We start from the raw sequence: 22,165 nt of genomic DNA, 5'->3' as shown, positions 1-22,165 counted from the left end.
AAATTTAAAATGACTGATTTTAACGAAAAGCAAATTGAAATTTTACAAGTGGCCGAAAAGCTATTTGCTGAACATGGTTTTGATGGAACTTCTGTAAGAGATATTGCCAGAGTTGCCAATATTAACATCGCCATGATTTCCTACTATTTTGGTTCTAAAGAAAAATTATTAGATGCTTTAATAGTGTATCGTATTTCTGACATGCGATTACAAATGGAAAATTTATACCAGCAAGACCTTACCCCTCTTGAAAAAATTGACCGTCTTATTGAATTGTATATCAAACGTATCAATAAGAACAAAGGAATGTATCAAATTATTCATTTCGAAATGTCATCTGGAAAGCGAATCATGAATTGTGATGCTTTCAATGAAATGAAAAAAGATAATTTGAATATTTTGAAAAATATGATTGCAGAAGGACAGGAAAAAGGAATATTTAGAACAGACATTAATGTTGTTCTAATACCTACAACTATCATGGGAACCTACTTTCATTTTCAAATGAATAAGCCTTTTTTTAAATCTATTATGGATTTGAATACTGATGAAGAATTTGAAACGTATATCAATTCAGAACTTACTCGTCATATAAAACAAACTATTAAAGCCCTTTTAACCTATGAAATATAATAAAATAACAATTTTTATTGCCCTTATGGCAATGTTCTCTGGTTTTGCCCAAGAGAAAATGAAATTATCACTCAAAGAAGCTATCAGTTTAGCAGTTACTAAAAGTGATCAGACTACAATGGCTAATTTGAAGGCAGCCACTGCAAAATTTGAAATGGAAACTGTAAAAAACAATCAGTATCCAAGTGTAAAATTATCAGGACAATATATGCGTTTAACTAATGCAGATGTTAGTTCATCATTAACTTCAGGTTCAAGCGGAAAAGGAATAGAAGTAAGCCAATTGATGATTGGGCAAGCCAATGCGTCGATGCCTTTATTTAATGGTTTTAAACTGAAAAACTCTATTAACGCATCTGAGAATTTATATAAAGCAGAAACTTCAAATTCAATACACACTAAAGAAGAAGTTGGACTTTATGTTGTAGAACTTTTCGCTAAACTATATCAATCACAAGAAATGATTGAACTGTTCAAAGAAAATTTAAAAAGTGCACAACAACGTACAAAAGATTTTTCGGCGATGGTTGATAATGGATTAATGGCTAGAAACGATTTATTGAAAGCACAATTACAGGAATCAAATGTACAATTGTCTATGGACAACGCTCAAAAAAACTTCAATATCATTAACTTTCAGTTAGCTACTTTATTAAAATTACCTGAAGGAACTATAGTTGATATTGATATTGACGCTGTTAAAAATGACATGGTATCTAACAAAAATGCATCAATAGAAGCAAAAAGAAGTGATCTTGAAGCATTAACTTTTCAACAAAAAGCAGCTGAAGCGGGTGTAAAAGCATCGCAAAGTGGCTACTATCCCTCTATTGCTTTAATGGGTGGTTATATTGCCTTTGATTTAAAAGATGTAATGACAGTAACCAATGCCATGAATTTTGGCGTAGGTGTAAGTTATGATCTATCAAATATCTTCAAAAATGGAAAAGAAGTAAAATTAGCCAAATCTAAAGCAGAACAAGCAAAGACAGCTGTTTCTATGATGAATGACAAGATAAAGGAAGAAGTACAACAAGCACAAGAAAACTACAATTTATCTGAAAAGCAAAATGTTGTTTACAAACAAGCAGTAGAACAAGCTACAGAGAACTACCGTATTGTAAAAGACAAATACGACAACAGTTTATCAACCACAAACGATTTACTAGAAGCTGATACACAACAATTACAAACCAAAATCAATCTTGCTTTATCACAAGCAGATATTGCTCTTAAATATTACCAATTACAATTTGCTTCAGGTAAATTAATCAACTCATTCAATTTGACCCAAAAATAAAATCACGATACTATGAAAAAGAAAGAAACAAATAAAAAATTCATATTAATATTCGGAATATTAATTCTTCTAGGAGGTTCATACGGAGTTTACAAATACATGCACTCATTGGCTCACGAAACTACTGATGATGCACAAGTTGAAAAAAACATGAATCCAATTATCCCACGTGTAGGTGGATACATTACTAAAGTATATGTAAAAGATAACGACTTTGTAAAAAAAGGAGATACGCTTTTTACTATTGATAACAGAGATTATGTTGTAAAAGTAGAAGAAGCGAAAGCAGCTTTAATTGGTGCTCAAGAAAATTATGCGGTTTCTAAAGCAGATATTGGTACTGCACAAGCTAATGTTTCTGTATCTGATGCCAATGTACAATCGACTGTTGGAAGCATCGAAAATGCTAAAATCAGATTAACAAGAGCAACTAACGACTACGAGCGTTATGCTAATTTGTACAAAAATCATTCAATCACAAAACAACAATTTGAACAAGCTGAAGCAGCTAAATTAGAAGCACAAAATCAGTTAAAAATATTACAAGATCAACAAAGAGCAAGTGCATACCAAAAAACAGTTGCCGCTTCTAAATCAAATGTAACTTCTAAACAAGCTGAAGTAGCTGCTGCAAATATTGAAAGAGCTAAAGCAATATTAAATGCTGCTCAATTAAATTTAAACTATACAGTTGTTACTGCTGCTACAGATGGACAAGTATCTAAAATTGCTATTCAGCCAGGGCAAATGATCCAACCAGGACAATCATTATTCTATATTGTAAATAATCAAGAAACTTGGGTAATTGCTAACTTTAAAGAAACGCAATTAAACAAAATGGTTGTAGGTCAAAAAGTATCTATCAAAGCAGATGCTTTCCCTGACGAAGAATTTGAAGGAACAGTAGCTTCTTTCTCTCCAGCAACAGGTTCGAAATTCTCGATTTTACCTCCAGATAATGCTACAGGTAACTTCGTAAAAACCATCCAACGTTTACCAGTTAAAATTAGTTTAGACAATGCTAATGAGAAAGTAAAATTATTACGTCCAGGTATGAATGTTGAAGTTGATGTTCACATCAAATAATTTAAAAAACACAGACTAAAATCATAAGTATCATTTAGAAAAAAGAAAATGGCAACAGCAGCAACAGCAGACAACGATTTAGTCGAATACGGTTTTAGAAGAGTCATTATTACCATTACGGCAGTACTTTGTGCCTTACTGGAAATTGTAGATACCACCATTGTAAACGTGGCCTTGACCAATATGCGCGGAAGTTTAGGCGCTACTCTTACCGATGTAGCATGGGTAATTACTGCCTATGCAATTGCAAACGTAATCGTAATACCAATGACAAGTTGGTTGTCCCAACAATTTGGAAGAAGAAATTATTTTGCTGTTTCCATTATTGTATTTACTGTAGCCTCATTTTTATGTGGTAACGCAACCAATATTTGGGAACTGGTAGCATTTCGTTTCATACAAGGTCTTGGTGGAGGTGCCTTATTGGTAACTGCACAAACTATTATTACCGAAAGTTATCCAGTAGAAAAAAGGAGTATGGCACAGGCAATTTATGGTATGGGAGTAATTGTAGGACCAACACTGGGACCTCCTTTAGGAGGTTATCTAGTAGATAATTTTTCATGGCCTTATATCTTCTACATCAACATTCCATTGGGAATTATTGCTACATTTTTGACATTAACATTTGTTAGAAGTCCAAAATATGGTGAAAAGCTAAAAGCCAATCAAGTTGACTGGTGGGGAATCATATTTTTATCAGCATTCATAGGCTCGTTACAATTCGTATTAGAACATGGTCAGCAAGACGATTGGTTTAGTAATTCTACCATTATAATTTTGAGCACTGTCTCTTTCTTAGGCTTATTAGCCTTCATTTGGAGGGAATTAACATACAAATATCCAATTGTTAATTTAAGTGTTTTAAAAGATGGAAACTTGCGTATTGGTATATTGATGGGATTCATCTTAGGTTTCGGATTATATGGTTCAACATTGATTATTCCAATTTATACACAACAAATTTTAGGTTGGACAGCGCTTGATGCCGGTATGCTTTTAATTCCAGGATCAATCACAACTGCTATATTAATGCCATTCGTAGGTAAAATGATTCAGAAAGGAATTCCACAGTCGTATATGATTTCAGTTGGATTCCTGGTATTCTTCTTCTTTACCTTTTGGATGCATAACGTAATGACACCAGATACTGGCGTTGAACATTTTTATTGGCCATTAATCTTAAGAGGAATTGGCTTAGGATTATTATTTGTACCAATTACCACGCTTTCGCTTTCAACTCTAAAAGGAAAACATATTGGTGAAGGAGCTGCTTTTACAGGAATGTTCAGACAGTTGGGAGGTTCGTTTGGTATTGCAATTATTACTACGTTCATAACACGTTTTTCACAAAAACATCGTGTCGATTTAATCGCTAATCTTGATGGTAGTAAATTTGAAGTACAAGAGCGTTTAAACGCTATGAAAAGAATGTTCCGTTCAAAAGGATTCAGTGCAAATGAAGCAATGCAAAAAGCCTATCAGTTATTTGATTTATCTATTTTAAAACAAAGTACGGTATTGGCTTATATGGATATTTTCATGGCATTAGGCATTATGTTTTTATGCTGTATCCCTATTGTTTTACTCATCAAACGCTCAAAAAACAAAGTTGATATATCTGATGCAATGCATTAATCTTAAAAGAAGTTTAAAGACTGATTATCAACAAAAATTATTGGTATATTTGCAAAAAATTTAAAACACAATGAACTTACACAACATCCCTAACATCAAGCATTTAGATAGTGGGAACTTTTTTATACTAGCTGGACCTTGTGCTATAGAAGGCGAAGAAATGGCTATGCGTATTGCCGAAAAACTTGTTGGAATTACCAATGATCTTAAAATACCTTATGTTTTTAAAGGATCATTCAAAAAAGCAAATCGCTCAAGAATTGACAGCTTTTCAGGTATTGGTGATGAAAAAGCATTAAAAATATTACAAAAAGTTGGAAAAGAATTTGGTATTCCAACTGTAACAGATATACATACTAACGAAGATGCGGCAATAGCTGCTGAGTATGTAGATGTTTTACAAATTCCTGCATTTCTTGTTCGTCAGACTGATTTAGTTGTAGCAGCTGCAAATACGGGAAAAACCGTGAATCTGAAAAAAGGACAATTCATGAGTCCAGAGAGCATGAAACACGCAGTACAAAAAGTATTGGATTGCCAAAACGAAAATGTAATGGTTACCGATAGAGGGACTATGTTTGGATATCAAGATATGATTGTGGATTTTAGAGGAATTCCAACAATGCAAAACCTTGCAACAACTGTATTAGACGTAACCCATTCATTACAACAACCTAATCAAATGGCTGGTGTAACTGGAGGTCGTCCTGATATGATTGAAACTATTGCAAAAGCCGGAATTGCTGTGGGTGTTGATGGAATATTCATCGAAACTCACTTTGATCCTGCAAATGCAAAAAGTGATGGTGCCAATATGCTTCATTTGGATTATTTTGAAGATTTAATGAAGAAACTGGTAGCAATACGTCAAACAATTAATCAATTCTAATTTTTTTTATACACCAAAAATGAAACATCCATTTTTAATGGCTGTACTAACTTTTTGTGTTTTTTCACAGTACACCTTTTCACAAGAAACAGTTGAAAATCCTGAAAAATACACAGCACACAATAAAGGTAAATTTTTTATTTCCTGGGGAGGAAACAGAGACAGTTACAGTAGATCTGATGTAAACTTTAGAGGAAAAGATTACAACTTTACTGTTAATGATATGGTTGCTCATGATAAACCAAAAGGATGGCATATTGATTACATAAATCCGGTAAACATGACTATTCCTCAAACAAATTTTAGATTTGGCTATTTCTTTAGTGACCATTATAGCGTTTCAATTGGATTGGATCATATGAAATATGTAATGAGTCAGTATCAAACAGCTAATGTTTCTGGTTATATTAATTTACCTGCTGATCAGCCTGGACATATATATAATGGAAATTATAACAATACACCCGTAGACATGTCTCAAGGTGGTGCTCAAGAAGGTGGTTACGAGAATGGTGTCACTCCACTTAATGGTCCCGCTTTTTTAATGTACGAACATACAGATGGTTTGAATTATGTTAATACAGAAGTTTCTAGACATGACGATATTTCTAAATGGTTAGGTTTACCAAATACTGATAAAGTTCAGATTAATTTAACTGAAGGTTTAGGAGCTGGAATTTTATACCCTAAGACAAATACGACACTATTAGGAAAAGAACGTCATGACGATTTTCATGTTTCTGGATATGGTATATCTGCAAAAGCCGGAATTAACTTTACTTTCTTTAAATATTTTTATTTACAAGGAGAATTAAAAACTGGTTATATTAATATGAAAGATATCCGAACTACAGTGAATAATGACGATAAAGCTTCGCAACATTTTACATTCGTACAGAGAATTATTGCTGTCGGAGGAATATTCAAAATATAAAAAAAAGCCCTGTATAATTTCAGGGCTTTTTTAATACTCATTATTCTATCGATAAAATTCTCAATATATTCGATAACGAGCAATAAGTAAATTTATTATTTGTAAGAAAATATTTATTTTTGCATTTCACACAAATAATGAAACTATGAAATTTACATTCACTACAATTCTAAGTTTATTTTTAGCTTTATCGACTTCAGCACAAAATAAACAGTCTAAAAAACCTAAATCAAGCATAGCTAAAACTTCAGCCACAGAAGCTATTGCCTTGCCTGCAATTTCTGCTGACTCTAATACATCAGTAGATACTATTCATATTACAAAAGGAAAACCTGCTTTGCTACTTATAAATGTTATGGCACAAAATACAGCAGGATATAGGGATACTCGTGAAGAAAAAGAAATACTTACAAATTTTGATAAAAGTAAACTTCAAATTATATCTATTACTCGTCACTCATTTATAGTTTTTGAAAACAATCAAACTTTAGACATCAGTAATTTCAATAATTCATATGAGTCAAAAGCTTTTTGGAACGGAAAAATAAAAGAACAAATTCAAACAGAAGAAGGCCTTCAAAAATCCACTGAATTTTTTGCTAAGCAAATGAAGGTAAAAAAAGAATCTTCTTATGTTATAAATGCAAAAAAATATAAAAAAGAACTAGCACAACTAACCAAGAAGAATATCATTACAGATAAATCTAAAAAAGTTATGCTAGCATTTCTACAAATGTTCTCTTCTCCTATTCTAGAAGACTTAAAAGAAACTAAAATCTTCAATCAGGATTTGGCAAAAATAAAAGAAATCAAAGCTTATTTTTCTGAAAAAAAGGTAAAAAAATTCCTTTGGAGAAATATTGAGTTTAATCAACAAGGACAGCCTATATTATTTAAATCTTTTAAAGAAAATAATAAAATTGAAGCTCAGATAAGTTTTGAATATGAAAACGGAATGCTTTCTAAAATTAGCCAAATGGAAATACCTTCATCAGTAACATATAATGATGATAAAATGATAATTTCAAAAAAAATGCCTGATGGTGAAGAAACTAAGGTTTATTGGTTAGAAAATGATGAATTACTTGAAAAAGAATATCAATTAGCTACTGACGACAATTTAGCTTACAATAATACAATTTTAGAAGACAAGTTTGAAAACAATTGTAAAATTCAAACTTATAACGATCAGATGTTTAGAAAAATATGTTTCTCAAAAAAAGACGAAGTTCCTTTCATCCATACTTTTACTTCATATCAAGGTGAAAATATTTTACAACATTACAAAGTAAAGCTTATCAAGAAGAACGAAACAACATTCGAAAGATACCTCTCAGAATCTGAAGATTCAAAAGATCAAAAAGAAAATTATAAACTATTTGGCACTTATCAACTTAATGAAAAAAAGCAAATTACTTCCTTTAAATTCATAAAAGATAAAACCGAAAAAAACATCAAGATAGACTACACGTATTTCCAATAATTTCTTAAAAAAAAGTAAAATTATTTTGTAATCAGTTATTTTTTAATTTACTTTGTTTTTCAAAGTTCTTTTAAAATTAAAAACTATGTTAAACAAAAATCAACTATTTCTTTTAGGAGGCACAGTCCTTTTATTACTTATTCCATTAATTGGAATGCGGTTTACAAACGAGATCAACTGGAGTCTTAGTGACTTTATCGTAATGGGAATGTTGCTATTAGGATTAGGATTTACTTGTGAATTTATTTTTAGAAAAATTACTAACAAAACTTACATATTAGGTCTAATTGCTCTATTAGTAATTGTATTTTTGCTACTTTGGATTGAATTAGCAGTAGGAATATTTAACTCGCCATTTGCAGGTTTATAAGCCAAATAATCTGGAAACAAAATTTCTTTACAATGGATTCTAACAATTATTTACAAGACATAAAGGATATCAAACAAATGATGTCACAATCGTCACAATTCATCTCTCTAAGTGGTTTATCGGGGGTTCTAGCTGGTATTTATGCTATCGTTGGAGCCATTTACGCAAATAGTTTGATTTTAAATCATCAGGAAACCTACATCACTCTTGAAAGCGAAACCTTTAAGAAAATATTAATTACAGCATTAGTTGTCCTAGCGGCATCACTAATGACTGCTTATGTAATGACTGTTAGAAAAGCTAAGAAAATGGAAGAAAACGTTTGGAATCCATCTTCAAGAAGACTATTAATTAATTTTTTAATTCCATTAGTAACCGGAGGAATTTTCGTTTTGCTCCTACTTCGTCACGGCTATTATGGTTTAGTTGCTCCAATAACTTTGTTGTTTTATGGCTTGGCTTGCTTGAACGCTAGTAAGTATACTTTACGTGATGTAAGATACTTAGGTATAACAGAAATTATTTTAGGATTATTAGCTGTTGAATTTTCAGGATTTGGTTTGTACTTTTGGGCCATTGGATTTGGTTTGTGTCATATTGTTTATGGCGGAATGATGCATTTTAAATACGATAGAAAATAATGATATCATTTATTCTTTTCTTAACAATTAATATTGTTGTATTTACACTTGTTAAGTATTATTACGGAAATAAATATTCAACATTTAATCAATCAGTCATATGTTCTTTAGTATTTTATGTCTTAGCAGTAATTTGGGCATTTGGAAAAAGTATTTATCTTAAAAATGAGTTGGATGCTTTAGATTTAGATCGTGATGGATTTTTTTCTCCTGTAGAACAAACAATTGAACAACAAAGACTAATGAGAGAAGTAACTTCTGATTTAGGAAGAAATCTCGCTCCAATTACTGGAATATTCTATAGTATAATCTATTTTATATTCCTTTTGATAGGTCAATATTTTTATATTACAATAAAAAAAATCATTGAAAAATATAATTCAAAATATCAACAAAGCCTTTGATCACCGAATTCGTTTGGGTATCATGTCTGTACTTATGGTTAACGAAAGTGCCGACTTTACTACACTAAAAGAATTATTAGGAGTTACAGATGGAAATTTAGCCAGCCATGCAAAAGCATTGGAAGGTGAAAATTATATTGTTGTGGAAAAGCAGTTTATTGGAAAAAAACCAAACACAAGCTATAAAGCTACAAAAGAAGGACGCAAAGCATTTCAAGAGCATATTGATGCACTCGAAAAACTTATATCTAAAACATAATCTATTTTTTTATACAAAAACTTTGAATTTCAAAGTTCTTTTAAAAATGAAAACACTTAAAAAAATTCCCTTTTCAACAGCTTTTGCTTTAATGAGCTTTGGCATTGGTACCATACTATTTCTCTCTTATATGCTTTTTCCAAGTGATGGTATATTAATGTTAGGGCTTGCCCTTGTTGTGGTAGCCATATTTTTTAACTTTTTAGTCTTTCTAAACCTACTTTATCAACTAGTAACAAAAGGTAATAAAGAAGATACTATTATCAGACTACTAATTTTAATTAGCAATATACCTATTGCTTACTTCTACTTCATAATAGTAATAAACAAATTCAACAGTTTACAACCTTTTTAAATCAAATAACAATGGAAACACAATTCAATCAACAAAAAAACAGCTTTTTTCAGTCAACAACAGTAAAAATGGCTATGGTAGGTTTTTTAACTCTAATATTACTTATACCATTGGCTTTTGTAAAAGATTTGATTTCTGAACGATCTATGCGAAAAAAAGAAGTTACAGAAGAAGTATCGAATCTTTGGGGAAAAGACATTTATTTTTATGGACCAATTCTAAAGATTCCGTACAAATCGTATGATGAATATAATATTACCAATCCACGAACTGGAGCAGTAACCATTGAGAAGAAAATCACAACTAAAAATGCGTTTTTCTTCCCAGAAAACTTTAACAGTAAAACAAATGCTAAAAAGAATACTTCATTAAAACGTGGTATTTACAACAATGTGGTATTCACTGCCAATATGAATTTTCAAGGAAACTTTGGCAAGCTTAATTTTGAAAAATTAGGTATAAAAGCAGAAGATTTATTATGGAATCAAGCTTCAATCGTAGTTAAAACAACAAATTTAAAAAGCATAAAAAGTGATTTAAACATTGCTTTGAACAATCAAAAACTGAATTTTGAATCAAAATCAGATGAGGATAATTTCTACGGTACTTTAGAATCAGATAAATTTGATTACAACACTTTAAATAAAAGCAATGCTTTAAATTTCCAATTTAATATGGAATACAACGGAAGTAACAGCATTAAGTTTATCCCTATTGGTAAAAAAAGTATTGTGAGTTTAGATTCTGACTGGGAATCGCCAAGTTTTGAAGGCGCTTTTGCGGCAAATGACACCACAAAAGCAATCAACAAAAAAGGGTTTCACGCCGATTGGAAAATTTTAGACATTAATAGATCTTTTTCACAACAGCATATAGAAAAAATTCCGAACCTAAATGACTATGCTTTTGGAGCCAAATTCATTGAAACTGTAGATGAATATCAACAAAATGAGCGTGCATCAAAATATGGTTTCTTAGTAATTGGATTAACTTTCTTGATTTTCTTCTTAATTCAATCAATCAGTAAAATTAGTATTCATATCTTCCAATACAGTATGATAGGTTTAGCACTAATTATGTTTTATACTTTATTGATTTCTATTACTGAGCATTCGAGTTTTAAACTAGCTTATTTAATTGCAGGTTTATCTGTAGTAGCGATGATTAGTTTATATTCAAAATCGATACTGAATAAAAAATTTGCTGGATTTATAGCGGTAGCCTTAACAGGCTTATATACTTTTATTTATGTCATCATACAATTAGAAAGCTATGCTTTACTAGTAGGAAGCATTGGATTATTTACAATCTTGGGTGCAGTAATGTATTTCTCTCGAAAAATTGAATGGAAATAAAAAACAATAAAAGCCTCTTTTTTTAAGAGGCTTTTAAATTATAATATTTTAGCAATACCAAAGATTAAACGTTTTTTATCATCTTTGTAAAAATCAATTTTATATGGTAAATAGAATACTATTAATATTATTTCTTCTTTTTTCAAAACAATACCTTTATAGTCAAACATATTCTTTTAAGAAAAGCTTTTCACCTAGCGAACAAAAAGCTTTTTTAGGACTTACAGAAGAAATATTTGATATCAATAAAAACATTTCTTACAATCTCTCTAGTTATGATTGTCAATCCAAATTTGAAGACATAAATACAAAACAATATGATGAAGTATTTTTGAAAAAATTACAAAAGAGACTTGCTAAAGATTCATTAAACTCAATAACCTTGAATGAGTTTGGGAATTATTATTCAAGTAAAGGAGATAAATCACAAGCCAATAAATATTTTTTAAAGTCTCTTAATAATTTATCGCTGAAAGGATCATCAAAAAAGGATAGCTCTTTTTATTATTCTTTTAGAGGTCTTTTAAAACTGAATTTAGAAAAAGAAAAAGCAATAGATGATATAGAAAAAGCATTAGAGATAAATCCGAAAGATTCTATTGCTGTTGGTTTTTATCCATTGTTTTTAATTCAAAAAAGAGATTTCAATAAAGCAAAAAAAATATGCCTAGCTGCTTTAAAAGAGAAGAACGAAAATCCTGAATTTGCTTATACTTTTTTAGGCATAACTATTTTATTCCAAGAGGCTGATACATTCTTAGATAATTCAAAAAAAGAAGAAAGTAAAAAGAAAAATTTTGACCAATTATTTGATTATAAAAGTATTTATAAATATGCTGAGATAAATAAAGACAATATCAAAATCCAACATTTAAAAAACATGCTTGAAGTTATGGGATTGACTTTTAAGATGTATACATTCGAAATGGACGACAAGTACAATGTAATAATGAATTTCAGTAATCTTGAAATTGCAAAAATCTCTGAATTAGAATTGTATTTTCAACAAGAATTGACAAACAAAAGAATAAATCCCTTTTCAGGGAATAAAAGTTTAGCAATTTTAAATTTCATGCTTAAAAAAAATGATAAAGCAATTGAATATGCAAAAAAAGCAATTGATATTTTCCCTGAATCAAAAAGATCACATAACTTCAATTCAGATGAAACATTAGAACTATTACTAACTCTATATCAATCAAAAAAAGATAATATAAATTACAAAAAAACTCTTGAAAGCAAAATTGAGAAAAATTCTAAATATCTAAAATCTATAGATGACTATGTCAATATGTCCTATTTTTATTTACATCAGAATAACTTAGATGAAGCTGAAAATTGGTGCAATAAGGCTCGTGAAATTAACCCCGATTATTTTAATGCGTTAAGCCTTCTAGCTCATTTAAAATTTATGAAAAGTGGTTTTGAAAGCAGTTTAGTACAATTCTATTTAGATCAATCAGCTAGGCAAATAAAAGATGATTCTGATAATTATTCATTAGGTATTCAAGGAGTAATTTATATGATCCTACAAGGTAATCCTGCTAATGCAAAATTAACTTATGATAACATTCAAGGATGCAAAAAAATAAGACCTGAAAAAACTAAATTTTGCGATAACCTAATTACCCAATATATACAGATAAATCCTTAAATAAAACGCCTCATTTTAAAAGTGAGGCGTTTTATTTAAATCTTTTTAGATACTATATTCCGTACTTATCAATCAAATAAATCAATGATGTCATTGTTGCGGCACCTAGCTCTAATTCTCTTTTATTTACTGCTTCAAAAGTATCATTCCCAGCATGATGATAATCAAAATAACGTTGTGAATCTGGTCGCAATCCCGCTTTTACAATTCTTCTTGAAGTTAAATCCTGAATATCAGATCCGCTGTGTCCTTTCATAAAACTATGAATTAAATAAGGCTCGAATAATGATTTCCATTGTGCAATTTTAGAAAAACTTGAATCATCAGCTTCAATTGAAAATCCTCTTGGAGAAAATCCTCCAGAATCACTTTCCATAGCAAAAATATGGTTTTCATTATTTTTTAATGATTGTTCCTGGTATTTATCACCTCCGCGTCCTCCGTTTTCTTCATTCATAAACATTACAACGCGGATTGTATTCTTAGGCTTATAATTTAAATTTTTAAAAATATTTACTACTTCCAAACTTTGTACACAACCTGCTCCATCATCATGAGAACCATCAGCCAAATCCCACGAATCTAAATGACCTCCAACAACAATAATTTTTTCTGGAGTTACAGAACCTTTAATTTCTCCAACAACATTATACGATAAAACATCTTTTTCTTGATAACACGATTGTTTAAAATAAAAAGTCAATTTTGGGTTTTGCTTCAATTCCTTGCTTAAAAGTTCAGCTCCGTTTGTACTTATTGCTGCTGTTGGAATTCGCTGCTCAACCGGAATATCTCCATAGCTAGTAGCTCCTGTATGTGGATAATCGTCTAATCTAAAATTTAGCGACCGAACAATCGCTCCTACTGCCCCAAACTTAGATGCTTCTTTTGGTCCAGATCTTCTTTGATCTCCAGCACTACCATAAGAATGAAAAGCTTCAATATTCGACGGATTCATGGGACGATTAAAAAAAACTATTTTCCCTTTTATTTTTTCAGTTCCTAATTGTTCTAATTCTTTAAAGGATTGTACTTCAATCACTTCTGCAGTAACTCCATTTTTCGATGTGGCAATACTTCCTCCCAATGCACAAACTGGCACTTTAATTTTTTTTCCTTGAACTTTAATATAAGCTTCTTCTTTTCCTCCTCTAACCCATTTTGGCACCATTACTTCCTGTAAGTACACTTTATCAAAAGCACCAGACTGTTCCATTTGCTGTTTTGTATATAAAACTGCTTTTTCTGCACCTGCTGACCCTGACAATCTATGACCAATGGTATTAGATAAATATTCTAACTGTGAATAGCATTTAGAATTGGTTAAAGCTTGATTATAAATTGCTTTTAATTGCTCTTCATCAGATATTTGGGAAAATCCTGTAAAAGATATAAGTAATAATAGAAACGTTATTTTTTTCATTATTGTGATTTAGTTTTCTCAAAATTAATTTAGTTTTAATTGATTCCCTAATCTTTCAATCAGATTTTTAATTTGAAAAACAAGAAATAAAAAAGCCTCAAAAATTGAGGCCTTAAAATTTAGTTTTACTATTTTGAATATTGATTATTTATTAAATCTATTCTTTACCATCTACATAATCTTGTAGATATTGAAATCTATCTGTTAACTTACCATCTTTGCAAATAGCGGCTCTAGATAAAATTGCGTCTTTATCGTTATTATAAAAAGCTGGAATTACATGCTCTAAAAACATTTCACCAAATCCTTCACTTGCGTCTTTAGGCAGTTCACAAGGTAAATTATCAACAGCCATAACAACTATTGCTGCAGGATGAGTAATATCTACTTCTTTATCTTCACTCGGATAATAACCATATAAAGGTTCTGCGATAGTTGACGCTCTTAATGTACATGCAATCGGTCCGGCTACATCACATGAAATATCAGCAACGACTTTAATTTTATTATCAGCAGCATTTAACATATCTCGAGTCAGTATTACTGGAGCTCCATTTCCATAAAAATGTCCAGCCATAAATATATCCGACACTTTTGTAAAACGTTCAAAATCGGAAGTATACTCTTGCGGATTAATATAAAAATCTTTTTTATCAGATGGTTTCCCATCTATTCTTTTATTGTAATCCAAAACATCAATTTGAGTATAAACTGGCTGAGTATATGTTTTAGTCAAATAATCATCAATTGAAACCTGTTTGATTTTCATATCATCCAAAATTTCCTTTGCTCCCATTCCAACTTTACCATGACCAGTAAGTACAATTTTAATTGGAGGTAACATAGGGCGACGCAAACGTTCAACAAGTGCTGATTTATCTGTTAAAGTTTCTGCCTTTGGTAAATTGAATAATTCATATTTGATACCAAAAGCCCTAAAACCATTATAAGCACCTACAATACCTGCATAACGTCCAAAACCAATTAAACGATGATTAGTCTCATTTACAATAGTTTCGTGGTCAATTAATTCTATATTTTTTTCTAAACACGCAACTAATAATTTTCTGTTATAAGGCTGCTTTTTTATAGTATGTGAAAAGAAAAAATACTTCTTATCAGAGATTAATGCATCAACAGGAACTTCCTTAACACCAATTAAGACATCACAATCAGAAACGTCTTCAGTCACTTCAAAACCTAAATTTCTATATTCGGCATCAGGAAAAATTCTAATATCAGAAGTTTCAACTTTTATTTCCGCTTGAGGGAACTGATTTTTAAGCTTTACCAATTCTTCAGGAGTAAAAACAACTCTTCTATCAGGTGGATTTTTTCTTTCTTTAATAATACCGAATTTCATATAAATATCTGATTTTAAACAAATTGATTATTATAACTAATAATAAAACAATTGTTACAAATATAACAATTTAAAAATCTTTTACAACTCAAAATAAATTTGTTTACAGTATTTTATTTCGCTCTATCTTTATCTATATTTGTTTTTTTCCCTTCAAAAAATGACAATTAGATATACTGTAAACATAATCCTACTAACACTTTTTTTAACCATCTCATCTTCATGTAGTGAGAAAAAAAAGGAAATTAAAATAAAGAAAGAGAAATCAAAAGTTGGCTCTGTATATGCAATGCTTCCTTTTGAAAATAACTTACCTGAAATCAATAAAGCAGAAGCAAACAAGATAAAAGGTACTATTCAAGAATTTTACAATAAAGTATATGTCCCTAACGATTTTTCTGGAAGTATGCTCGTAGCTAAAAATGGACATATTATTTATGAAAGCTACAGAGGAATGGCAAATTTTGAAGAAAAAATACCTATTTCAAAAGAAACACCAATACATATAGCTTCTTTGAGTAAAGTTTTTACTGCAACCGCTACAATGTTGCTTGTTGATTCAAAACAAATTAAATTGGACCAAAAAGTAAACACAATTCTTGATGATTTTCCTTATGAAGATGTAACGGTGAGAACCTTACTTAATCACAGAAGTGGTATTCGTAATTATAGTTATTTTACAGATAAAAGTAGCGAATGGAGCAAAAGGGATACTTTACGAAACAAAGATTTAATTCCTTTTATCAATAAATTTAATGTGAATCTCGAGTTTAAAACAGATTCAAGGTTTAGTTATTGTAATACAAATTATGCTTTGTTAGCCTTAATGATTGAAAAGGTCACAAAAATGGATTATCGCACAGCTATGAAAAAGCTAATTTTTGAGCCGCTAGATATGAAAAACACTTTTGTTTTTGATTTAAAGAAGGATTCAAAAACGGCTAGCCATTCATACAAAGGAAACAAAATAAGATATGCTTACAATTACCTTGACGATATTTACGGAGATAAAAATATATATTCAACACCAAGAGATATATTAAAGTTTGACATGGCAACATACAGTCCTACATTCTTAAACAAAAAATTACTATCGGAAATGTTTAAAGGCTATAGTTATGAAAGCAGAGGCACAAGAAATTATGGTTTAGGAATTAGACTTTTAGAATGGGAAGACGGGAAAAAAATGTTTTACCACAATGGGTGGTGGCATGGAAATACTTCGGCATATATCAAACTTAAAGATGAAAAAGTTACATTAATTTGTTTATCAAACAAATACACCAGATGTACTTATAGATTAAAACTTCTTTCATCATTATTTGGAAATTATCCTTTTGAAATAAAGAGTAAAGAAGAAAGTTTGGAATAAAATTTGATTTAATTTTAGTACTTTTGTCAAAATACTGGGGTCGACTGGTTTTGACAGCGAGTGGAATTAATCAGTAAGCATGTTGAGCATTGAGGTGTTGCTCATTAATATAATGTCTCAAACTTTTACACGGCGAAAATAATTACGCTTTAGCTGCTTAATCCGAATTATAGTACGATTTGCCTAGTTCCTACCAGGTAGGAAAGCTAGATTCTCCTCAAAAGCCTTGGTTTATGGCGGTTGATTTAGGGGAACCGTAAATGTAAACCTAGAGAAGGTAATGCTTTAAATCCTTCTTGACACTGATAAAGCTAAGCAAAAGGTTGCTGTTCTTGGCATCGCCTTTTGTCGAAAATTTAATCAAGAACTAAACATGTAGAAAGCTTTTTGATTGCTTGTTTGGACGAGAGTTCGATTCTCTCCGACTCCACTAGAACAAATTCATTTTGAAGCAAAAGCCTGTAAATCGTATGACTTACAGGCTTTCTTATTTTATAGACTCTTCAAATTATTTAGAAATTCGTTGCAGAACTGACAAAATTACTAGAAAAAATATAATTACTTTTGGCTTTAAAAATTTTACCCAAATTAAAATGTTCAAAAACACCCGCCTATCAATTCTATTTTTTTTCTTGCTAACGCTAGCAACTTCATATGCACAGAACAAGATTATTGATTCGTTAAAAATTGCACTGCAAAACCCGAAACTGCATGACACTACAAGATTGCAGATGATTCATAATGTTGCCCGTACTAAATTTACCAACAACTTTGATCCAAAGTTTCATCAGGTTGTGGACATGTTAGGTGAGATTGCCTTGAAAAATTATAAAAAAAAGAATCCTCCAAAACTACAAACAAGATATTCTAAATGGCTTGCTACTTATTATTCCAGTCTTGCTACCCGATATTTACAGAAAGAAGAATATGATAAATCAGCACAATATTATGATAAAGCCATAGCACTTTATAAAGCAACGAAGTCTTATGAAGACATGTACACAGTTTATCTCACAAAATCTGGACTTTACAAAACAACAAATGAGACGGATAAACAAATAGCGTTGATATTTGAAGCTCTAAAATTTTATGAAAAAGATAAGAAGACTTATGTACATTCCTTGTATTATGCTTATACTACATTGGCGTATGCTTACAGACATCAGAATGAGTATGAGAAAGCGATTGAAAATAGTTTGAAAGCCATACAATATTGCGACATGTCGTATAAGGAATATCCTAGCAATCACACTCTAAACTGGAAAGCTTCCAATTATCAAAATATAGCTTACTGTAATAGCAAACTTAAAAAATATAAAGAAGCTTTAGCAAACAGTTACAAATCGCTCGAGATTACCCGAAAATTAGGAGCAGACACACAAACAATTCTTACTTTATCCGGTGCTGCCGATATGCAAATGAAACTTTCCAATTTTGAGGAAGCCGAAAAACTATTTCAGGAAATCTTAGCCATAAAATCCACTTCCACAAATAGTATGAGTATGGCGGCGGCTTATTATGGTCTTGGGAATATCAGTTTTAATAAAGGAGACCTAAAGAATGCAGGTGATTATCAAGAAAAAGCTTTTGAGTTGAGCAAAAAAACAACCAATAAGACGCTTCAGAAAGATATTGCCGAGATGTTGTACAAGATAAACTTAGCGAACAAGAATTATGAAAAAGCACTTCACTATTATGAATTTGATAAACAAATAACGGATTCTACCCGAATTGCATCCTCAAAAAGAGAAATCTCTGAGCAGCAACTCAAATATGAGTTTGAGAAAAAAGAACTCCAACAAAAAATCATTCAGCAAAAGAAATTAGCTGAAATTAAACTGGAATCGGAAAAGAAAACGGCACTCGAAACTTCGAAAAACAAACTGGCGCAACAGCAATTAAAGTATGATTTTGAACGAAAAGAACTTCAGCAGAAAATCCTGCAAGGAAGGAAAGTATCGGCCGTAAAAATCCTCGGAGAAAAGAAAGCCGCTGCAATCAAACTTGAAAGCGAAAAGAAAACTGCTGTTAAAAACAACTGGCTTATCGGGTTATCGAGTTTACTCTTACTGATACTTGTAGGAGCTTATTTTTATTATCGTAACAGCAAACAGAAACAAGCGATAACCGTTCTTGAAAAAGAGCAAATAAAGCAAAAGCTTCTGATCACACAGATGAACCCTCATTTTATATTCAATTCCATTGATAATATTCAGGGATTAATTCATGATGAAAAAGATAACGAAGCGATTAATTACCTGACCAAATTCTCGAAACTAACCCGTCAAATTCTGGAGAATTCCAATGAAAATTACATTTCACTTTCCGAAGAAATAGAAATGACCCAAAACTATTTGGCCATCCAGCAGCTTTTGTACGATAACAAATTCAGTTTTAACATTACCATTGAGGACGATATCGATCAGGAAGCGATCTTTTTGCCGCCGATGCTTACACAGCCTTTCATTGAGAATGCCATCAAGCACGGTTTAAGCAATACTATTAATCAAGGGCAGATTGACATTCATTTTTACCTCAAGGATCAAAAATTATTTTTTGAGGTAAGTGATAACGGTAAAGGATTTGACGCGATTCAAAAAACAACCAACCACAAATCTTTAGCCATGACCATTACCAAAGAACGATTGGTAAGCTACACCAAAAATCAGGATTTTGTAGTGCATGCCGACAATATTTTAGACAAAGACACTAATGTTGTAGGTGCGAAAGTTAGTTTTGAAATCCCTTATATTTACGAAAATTAAAGACCCATGTTACGAGCCGTAATTATTGACGATATAGAAAACATTAGAAAGAAGAACAGCACCATAATTAAGATGAACTGTCCTTCCGTTACCCTAATTGGTGAAGCCGATTCAGTAGCATCCGGTGTGACGCTTATTAAACAATTGTCGCCCGATCTTGTTTTTTTGGATGTGGAAATGCCCGACGGAACCGGTTTCGATTTGCTTCAGAAATTAAAGCCTTTCAGTTTTAAAGTCATTTTTATTACAGGTTATGAAGACTTTGCGGTTAAAGCGTTCCGTTTTTCAGCAATTGATTATTTGCTGAAACCCCTTGATCCTGATGATTTGGTTGAAGCCGTAAAAAAGGCAGAAAGTTCCCTTAGCAAAGAAGTTTTTGACATGAAACTCAGTAATTTGTTTGCTAACTTGGAACGTCCAAAAAACCTTCAGAACCTTATTCTAAAAACGGCAGACAGGATTTACTCTGTTAATATTCAAGATATTGTAAACTGCGAATCGGATAAAAACTATACTACATTTCATTTTATCAATGCGCCAAAGCTAATTGTTTCTACCAATCTTAAAGAGTATGAAACCCTGCTTACGCCGCACAATTTTTTCCGCACCCATCAGTCTCACTTAATAAATATGGCCTACTTCGATCATTTTATCAAAACTGACGGCGGAAATACCATTGTAATGAAAAACAAAATTACCATTCCGCTTTCCGTTCGTAAAAAAGAAGAGTTCATGCTGCTACTTGAAAACCTTCAGGGATAGATTTTTCGAAAAACGAATTTCCTTTCATCTTCCACGAATTTCCTTTAAAAGGAAACAGATATTCATTGCCCGAAATTGCCATTTTCTTTTGATTTATGTTTGACCTGTAATTAAGAAAACTAAGTACTACTAATTTCAAAAAACAGTTAAACATGAAACAAATTAAAACTAGCGCGCTGATTATTGCATTCCTCTTTTCCTTTACGGCTGCCAATGCACAATTATTCAATAAAGTTAAAAAAGGGGCCGATGATGCCGGAACCGTTATCGAAAATACAAAAGCAGCAGACAAAGTACTGAAATCTGCCAAAGGGAAAGCAGGAAAAGGCGGAAAAAGCGGTGATTTTGGAGGTCTAAAATTAGATTGGACCACTTTCAAACAAACGCCAGCCGTAACTTTCAACTCCCTACTTTACGGAACCACTGCCGGAACCATTAACAGTTATACGGCTACTTTTATTCCCAATAAAACGGTTGATGGCAGAACAGTTAATGCCTTTTCGGATCAGTCGCAGTATTTGAGAATTAAGGTATACAAAGACAATCAATACATGAACTATTTTGAGTATTCAGGAGATCAGGTTTTTGATGACGGAAAGAAAACAAAATTCAATGAACCAAGTAGCCGTTACCAACGTGATGGCGAATGGGTTGGGCATTCAGAATCATTCATTACAGACTGGGGTCCAGGTAATTACAGATTGGATTTTTATGCAGGAGACAAAATGTTTTATTCTTTTGATTTTGAATTGGCGAAACTAACGAATTCAGATCCTTATGCCGCTATGAATGAAATGTATGTAGTACGCGGACCATGGAATAATTTTGCTTATTTAAATCATGCCAATACCGGTAATCTTCTTTTTGGTTTCTATATTACTCATGAAGAATTTATGCCTAACCCTTCTAACAGCAGAAAAACCAACAAAAGTGTGAAATGGTCGGTAAATATGTTCAAAGACAATAAATTGTATGCACAACATTATGGCAACGGACCTAATACTGCTCAAGTAGAACAAGCAAAATGGAATGAAGTTTCATGTGCCTTTAAACTGGTGAACAAACCTGGTGAGATTAAATTTGCTGACCTTACCGACGGCGCTTACAAAATTGAACTTACCATTGAAGGTGAAAACGATCCGAGAATCTACAATTTTACTGTTAAAGATAAAAAGATCGTCCTAATTCCTGAACAAGACAGAACCAAAAATACCGATCCGACAAGATTAATCGAAGGATGGAATGATTATTTCTGGCTTAAAAAACTAAAATAATATCCACTTCAAAAGCAACTCTAGAAAGCCAGTCGATTGACTGGCTTTTCCATTCTCATCTCTTGTATTTCAAATCAAACTCAAAAAAAACGAATTTCCTTTCAATCGCAACAAATGTTAACCCAAAACGAACGAATATTCATTAAGGAAAATCTGTATTTTTATTTACTGTATTATTGTAATATAATTTTTTAAAAACAATGTT

The 22,165-nt window shown here is 31.4% G+C and carries 20 protein-coding genes and 1 other RNA gene; 19 read left to right on the top strand and 2 right to left on the bottom strand.

From position 1 onward, the window contains the following. The first annotated feature begins 9 nt into the window (after positions 1 to 9). The 14 genes from LJY17_RS00900 to LJY17_RS00835 all read left to right on the top strand — a co-directional run bounded on the left by LJY17_RS00900 (position 10) and on the right by LJY17_RS00835 (position 13,001). Entirely contained in the window at positions 10 to 633 is a 624-nt protein-coding gene (locus tag LJY17_RS00900; protein WP_264541993.1) for a TetR/AcrR family transcriptional regulator, read from the top strand. Next, complete coding sequence (locus LJY17_RS00895; protein ID WP_264541992.1) at positions 623 to 1,933, top strand: TolC family protein; 1,311 nt, start codon at positions 623 to 625, stop codon at positions 1,931 to 1,933. Before LJY17_RS00900 ends, LJY17_RS00895 begins: the two co-directional genes overlap by 11 nt. A 12-nt stretch (positions 1,934 to 1,945) precedes the next feature. Then, the gene (locus LJY17_RS00890; protein WP_264541991.1) at positions 1,946 to 3,019 is read left to right on the top strand and encodes an HlyD family secretion protein; all 1,074 of its coding nucleotides are present in this window, start codon (positions 1,946 to 1,948) and stop codon (positions 3,017 to 3,019) included. Between the two features lie 48 nt (positions 3,020 to 3,067). After that, positions 3,068 to 4,657, top strand: a complete 1,590-nt coding sequence (locus LJY17_RS00885) for an MDR family MFS transporter (protein ID WP_264541990.1) — start codon at positions 3,068 to 3,070, stop codon at positions 4,655 to 4,657. 70 nt (positions 4,658 to 4,727) lie between these two features. Further along, the gene (gene kdsA / locus LJY17_RS00880; protein ID WP_264541989.1) at positions 4,728 to 5,546 is read left to right on the top strand and encodes a 3-deoxy-8-phosphooctulonate synthase; all 819 of its coding nucleotides are present in this window, start codon (positions 4,728 to 4,730) and stop codon (positions 5,544 to 5,546) included. Between the two features lie 19 nt (positions 5,547 to 5,565). Beyond that, a complete protein-coding gene (locus LJY17_RS00875) occupies positions 5,566 to 6,480 on the top strand; it encodes a hypothetical protein (protein ID WP_264541988.1) in 915 nt (304 codons plus the stop codon). A gap of 145 nt (positions 6,481 to 6,625) precedes the next feature. Next, entirely contained in the window at positions 6,626 to 7,963 is a 1,338-nt protein-coding gene (locus LJY17_RS00870; protein ID WP_264541987.1) for a hypothetical protein, read from the top strand. An 85-nt stretch (positions 7,964 to 8,048) separates the two neighbouring features. Next, positions 8,049 to 8,333 (top strand): hypothetical protein, encoded by a 285-nt coding sequence (locus LJY17_RS00865; RefSeq protein WP_264541986.1) that lies wholly within the window; start codon positions 8,049 to 8,051, stop codon positions 8,331 to 8,333. Positions 8,334 to 8,365: 32 nt separating this feature from the next. Then, positions 8,366 to 8,974 carry a hypothetical protein gene (locus tag LJY17_RS00860; protein ID WP_264541985.1) on the top strand — a complete coding sequence of 203 codons (609 nt, stop codon included), beginning with the start codon at positions 8,366 to 8,368 and terminating at the stop codon, positions 8,972 to 8,974. Then, positions 8,974 to 9,378, top strand: a complete 405-nt coding sequence (locus LJY17_RS00855) for a hypothetical protein (RefSeq protein ID WP_264541984.1) — start codon at positions 8,974 to 8,976, stop codon at positions 9,376 to 9,378. The genes LJY17_RS00860 and LJY17_RS00855 overlap by 1 nt, the downstream gene beginning before the upstream one ends. Continuing rightward, positions 9,341 to 9,637, top strand: coding sequence for a winged helix-turn-helix domain-containing protein (locus LJY17_RS00850; protein ID WP_264541983.1), 297 nt, complete (start codon positions 9,341 to 9,343; stop codon positions 9,635 to 9,637). Before LJY17_RS00855 ends, LJY17_RS00850 begins: the two co-directional genes overlap by 38 nt. A gap of 46 nt (positions 9,638 to 9,683) precedes the next feature. Then, positions 9,684 to 9,992, top strand: a complete 309-nt coding sequence (locus LJY17_RS00845) for a hypothetical protein (RefSeq protein WP_264541982.1) — start codon at positions 9,684 to 9,686, stop codon at positions 9,990 to 9,992. Between the two features lie 11 nt (positions 9,993 to 10,003). Further along, the gene (creD, locus tag LJY17_RS00840) at positions 10,004 to 11,347 is read left to right on the top strand and encodes a cell envelope integrity protein CreD (RefSeq protein ID WP_264541981.1); all 1,344 of its coding nucleotides are present in this window, start codon (positions 10,004 to 10,006) and stop codon (positions 11,345 to 11,347) included. Between the two features lie 103 nt (positions 11,348 to 11,450). Then, the gene (locus LJY17_RS00835; protein ID WP_264541980.1) at positions 11,451 to 13,001 is read left to right on the top strand and encodes a hypothetical protein; all 1,551 of its coding nucleotides are present in this window, start codon (positions 11,451 to 11,453) and stop codon (positions 12,999 to 13,001) included. Positions 13,002 to 13,053: 52 nt separating this feature from the next. Here LJY17_RS00835 and LJY17_RS00830 read toward each other — a convergent pair whose 3' ends face one another. Then, complete coding sequence (locus LJY17_RS00830) at positions 13,054 to 14,424, bottom strand: M28 family peptidase (RefSeq protein WP_264541979.1); 1,371 nt, start codon at positions 14,422 to 14,424, stop codon at positions 13,054 to 13,056. 157 nt (positions 14,425 to 14,581) lie between these two features. Further along, positions 14,582 to 15,787 (bottom strand): NAD(P)-dependent oxidoreductase, encoded by a 1,206-nt coding sequence (locus LJY17_RS00825; RefSeq protein WP_264541978.1) that lies wholly within the window; start codon positions 15,785 to 15,787, stop codon positions 14,582 to 14,584. 160 nt (positions 15,788 to 15,947) lie between these two features. On the opposite strand from LJY17_RS00825, the gene LJY17_RS00820 reads away from it, so the two are divergent. From LJY17_RS00820 to LJY17_RS00800, 5 genes are all read left to right on the top strand, one after another. Continuing rightward, on the top strand, positions 15,948 to 17,159 hold the full coding sequence (locus LJY17_RS00820; protein ID WP_264541977.1) for a serine hydrolase domain-containing protein: 1,212 nt from the start codon (positions 15,948 to 15,950) through the stop codon (positions 17,157 to 17,159). A 36-nt stretch (positions 17,160 to 17,195) separates the two neighbouring features. Then, positions 17,196 to 17,592: a transfer-messenger RNA gene (gene ssrA / locus LJY17_RS00815) on the top strand. 13 nt (positions 17,593 to 17,605) lie between these two features. Further along, positions 17,606 to 19,924, top strand: a complete 2,319-nt coding sequence (locus tag LJY17_RS00810) for a tetratricopeptide repeat-containing sensor histidine kinase (RefSeq protein WP_264541976.1) — start codon at positions 17,606 to 17,608, stop codon at positions 19,922 to 19,924. Positions 19,925 to 19,930: 6 nt separating this feature from the next. Then, positions 19,931 to 20,686, top strand: a complete 756-nt coding sequence (locus tag LJY17_RS00805) for a LytR/AlgR family response regulator transcription factor (RefSeq protein ID WP_264541975.1) — start codon at positions 19,931 to 19,933, stop codon at positions 20,684 to 20,686. Between the two features lie 152 nt (positions 20,687 to 20,838). Further along, positions 20,839 to 21,960 carry a hypothetical protein gene (locus tag LJY17_RS00800; RefSeq protein ID WP_264541974.1) on the top strand — a complete coding sequence of 374 codons (1,122 nt, stop codon included), beginning with the start codon at positions 20,839 to 20,841 and terminating at the stop codon, positions 21,958 to 21,960. The last annotated feature ends 205 nt before the right edge of the window (positions 21,961 to 22,165 follow it).

The sequence above is a fragment of the Flavobacterium hankyongi genome, assembly GCF_036840915.1.
Lineage (GTDB): Bacteria > Bacteroidota > Bacteroidia > Flavobacteriales > Flavobacteriaceae > Flavobacterium > Flavobacterium hankyongi.
Note: the sequence above shows the minus strand (reverse complement) of the source record. Positions and strands in the feature narration are given on the sequence as shown.

Excerpts from the sequence above, each read along its gene's own strand:
- LJY17_RS00900 (WP_264541993.1), top strand. The coding sequence starts at position 10 with ATGACTGATTTTAACGAAAAGCAAATTGAAATTTTACAAGTGGCCGAA.
- LJY17_RS00895 (WP_264541992.1), top strand. The coding sequence starts at position 623 with ATGAAATATAATAAAATAACAATTTTTATTGCCCTTATGGCAATGTTC.
- LJY17_RS00855 (WP_264541984.1), top strand. The coding sequence starts at position 8,974 with ATGATATCATTTATTCTTTTCTTAACAATTAATATTGTTGTATTTACA.
- LJY17_RS00870 (WP_264541987.1), top strand. The coding sequence starts at position 6,626 with ATGAAATTTACATTCACTACAATTCTAAGTTTATTTTTAGCTTTATCG.
- LJY17_RS00885 (WP_264541990.1), top strand. The coding sequence starts at position 3,068 with ATGGCAACAGCAGCAACAGCAGACAACGATTTAGTCGAATACGGTTTT.
- LJY17_RS00860 (WP_264541985.1), top strand. The coding sequence starts at position 8,366 with ATGGATTCTAACAATTATTTACAAGACATAAAGGATATCAAACAAATG.
- LJY17_RS00845 (WP_264541982.1), top strand. The coding sequence starts at position 9,684 with ATGAAAACACTTAAAAAAATTCCCTTTTCAACAGCTTTTGCTTTAATG.
- LJY17_RS00805 (WP_264541975.1), top strand. The coding sequence starts at position 19,931 with ATGTTACGAGCCGTAATTATTGACGATATAGAAAACATTAGAAAGAAG.
- creD (WP_264541981.1), top strand. The coding sequence starts at position 10,004 with ATGGAAACACAATTCAATCAACAAAAAAACAGCTTTTTTCAGTCAACA.
- LJY17_RS00825 (WP_264541978.1), bottom strand. The coding sequence starts at position 15,787 with ATGAAATTCGGTATTATTAAAGAAAGAAAAAATCCACCTGATAGAAGA.
- LJY17_RS00865 (WP_264541986.1), top strand. The coding sequence starts at position 8,049 with ATGTTAAACAAAAATCAACTATTTCTTTTAGGAGGCACAGTCCTTTTA.
- LJY17_RS00835 (WP_264541980.1), top strand. The coding sequence starts at position 11,451 with ATGGTAAATAGAATACTATTAATATTATTTCTTCTTTTTTCAAAACAA.
- LJY17_RS00830 (WP_264541979.1), bottom strand. The coding sequence starts at position 14,424 with ATGAAAAAAATAACGTTTCTATTATTACTTATATCTTTTACAGGATTT.
- LJY17_RS00820 (WP_264541977.1), top strand. The coding sequence starts at position 15,948 with ATGACAATTAGATATACTGTAAACATAATCCTACTAACACTTTTTTTA.
- LJY17_RS00800 (WP_264541974.1), top strand. The coding sequence starts at position 20,839 with ATGAAACAAATTAAAACTAGCGCGCTGATTATTGCATTCCTCTTTTCC.
- LJY17_RS00890 (WP_264541991.1), top strand. The coding sequence starts at position 1,946 with ATGAAAAAGAAAGAAACAAATAAAAAATTCATATTAATATTCGGAATA.
- LJY17_RS00875 (WP_264541988.1), top strand. The coding sequence starts at position 5,566 with ATGAAACATCCATTTTTAATGGCTGTACTAACTTTTTGTGTTTTTTCA.
- kdsA (WP_264541989.1), top strand. The coding sequence starts at position 4,728 with ATGAACTTACACAACATCCCTAACATCAAGCATTTAGATAGTGGGAAC.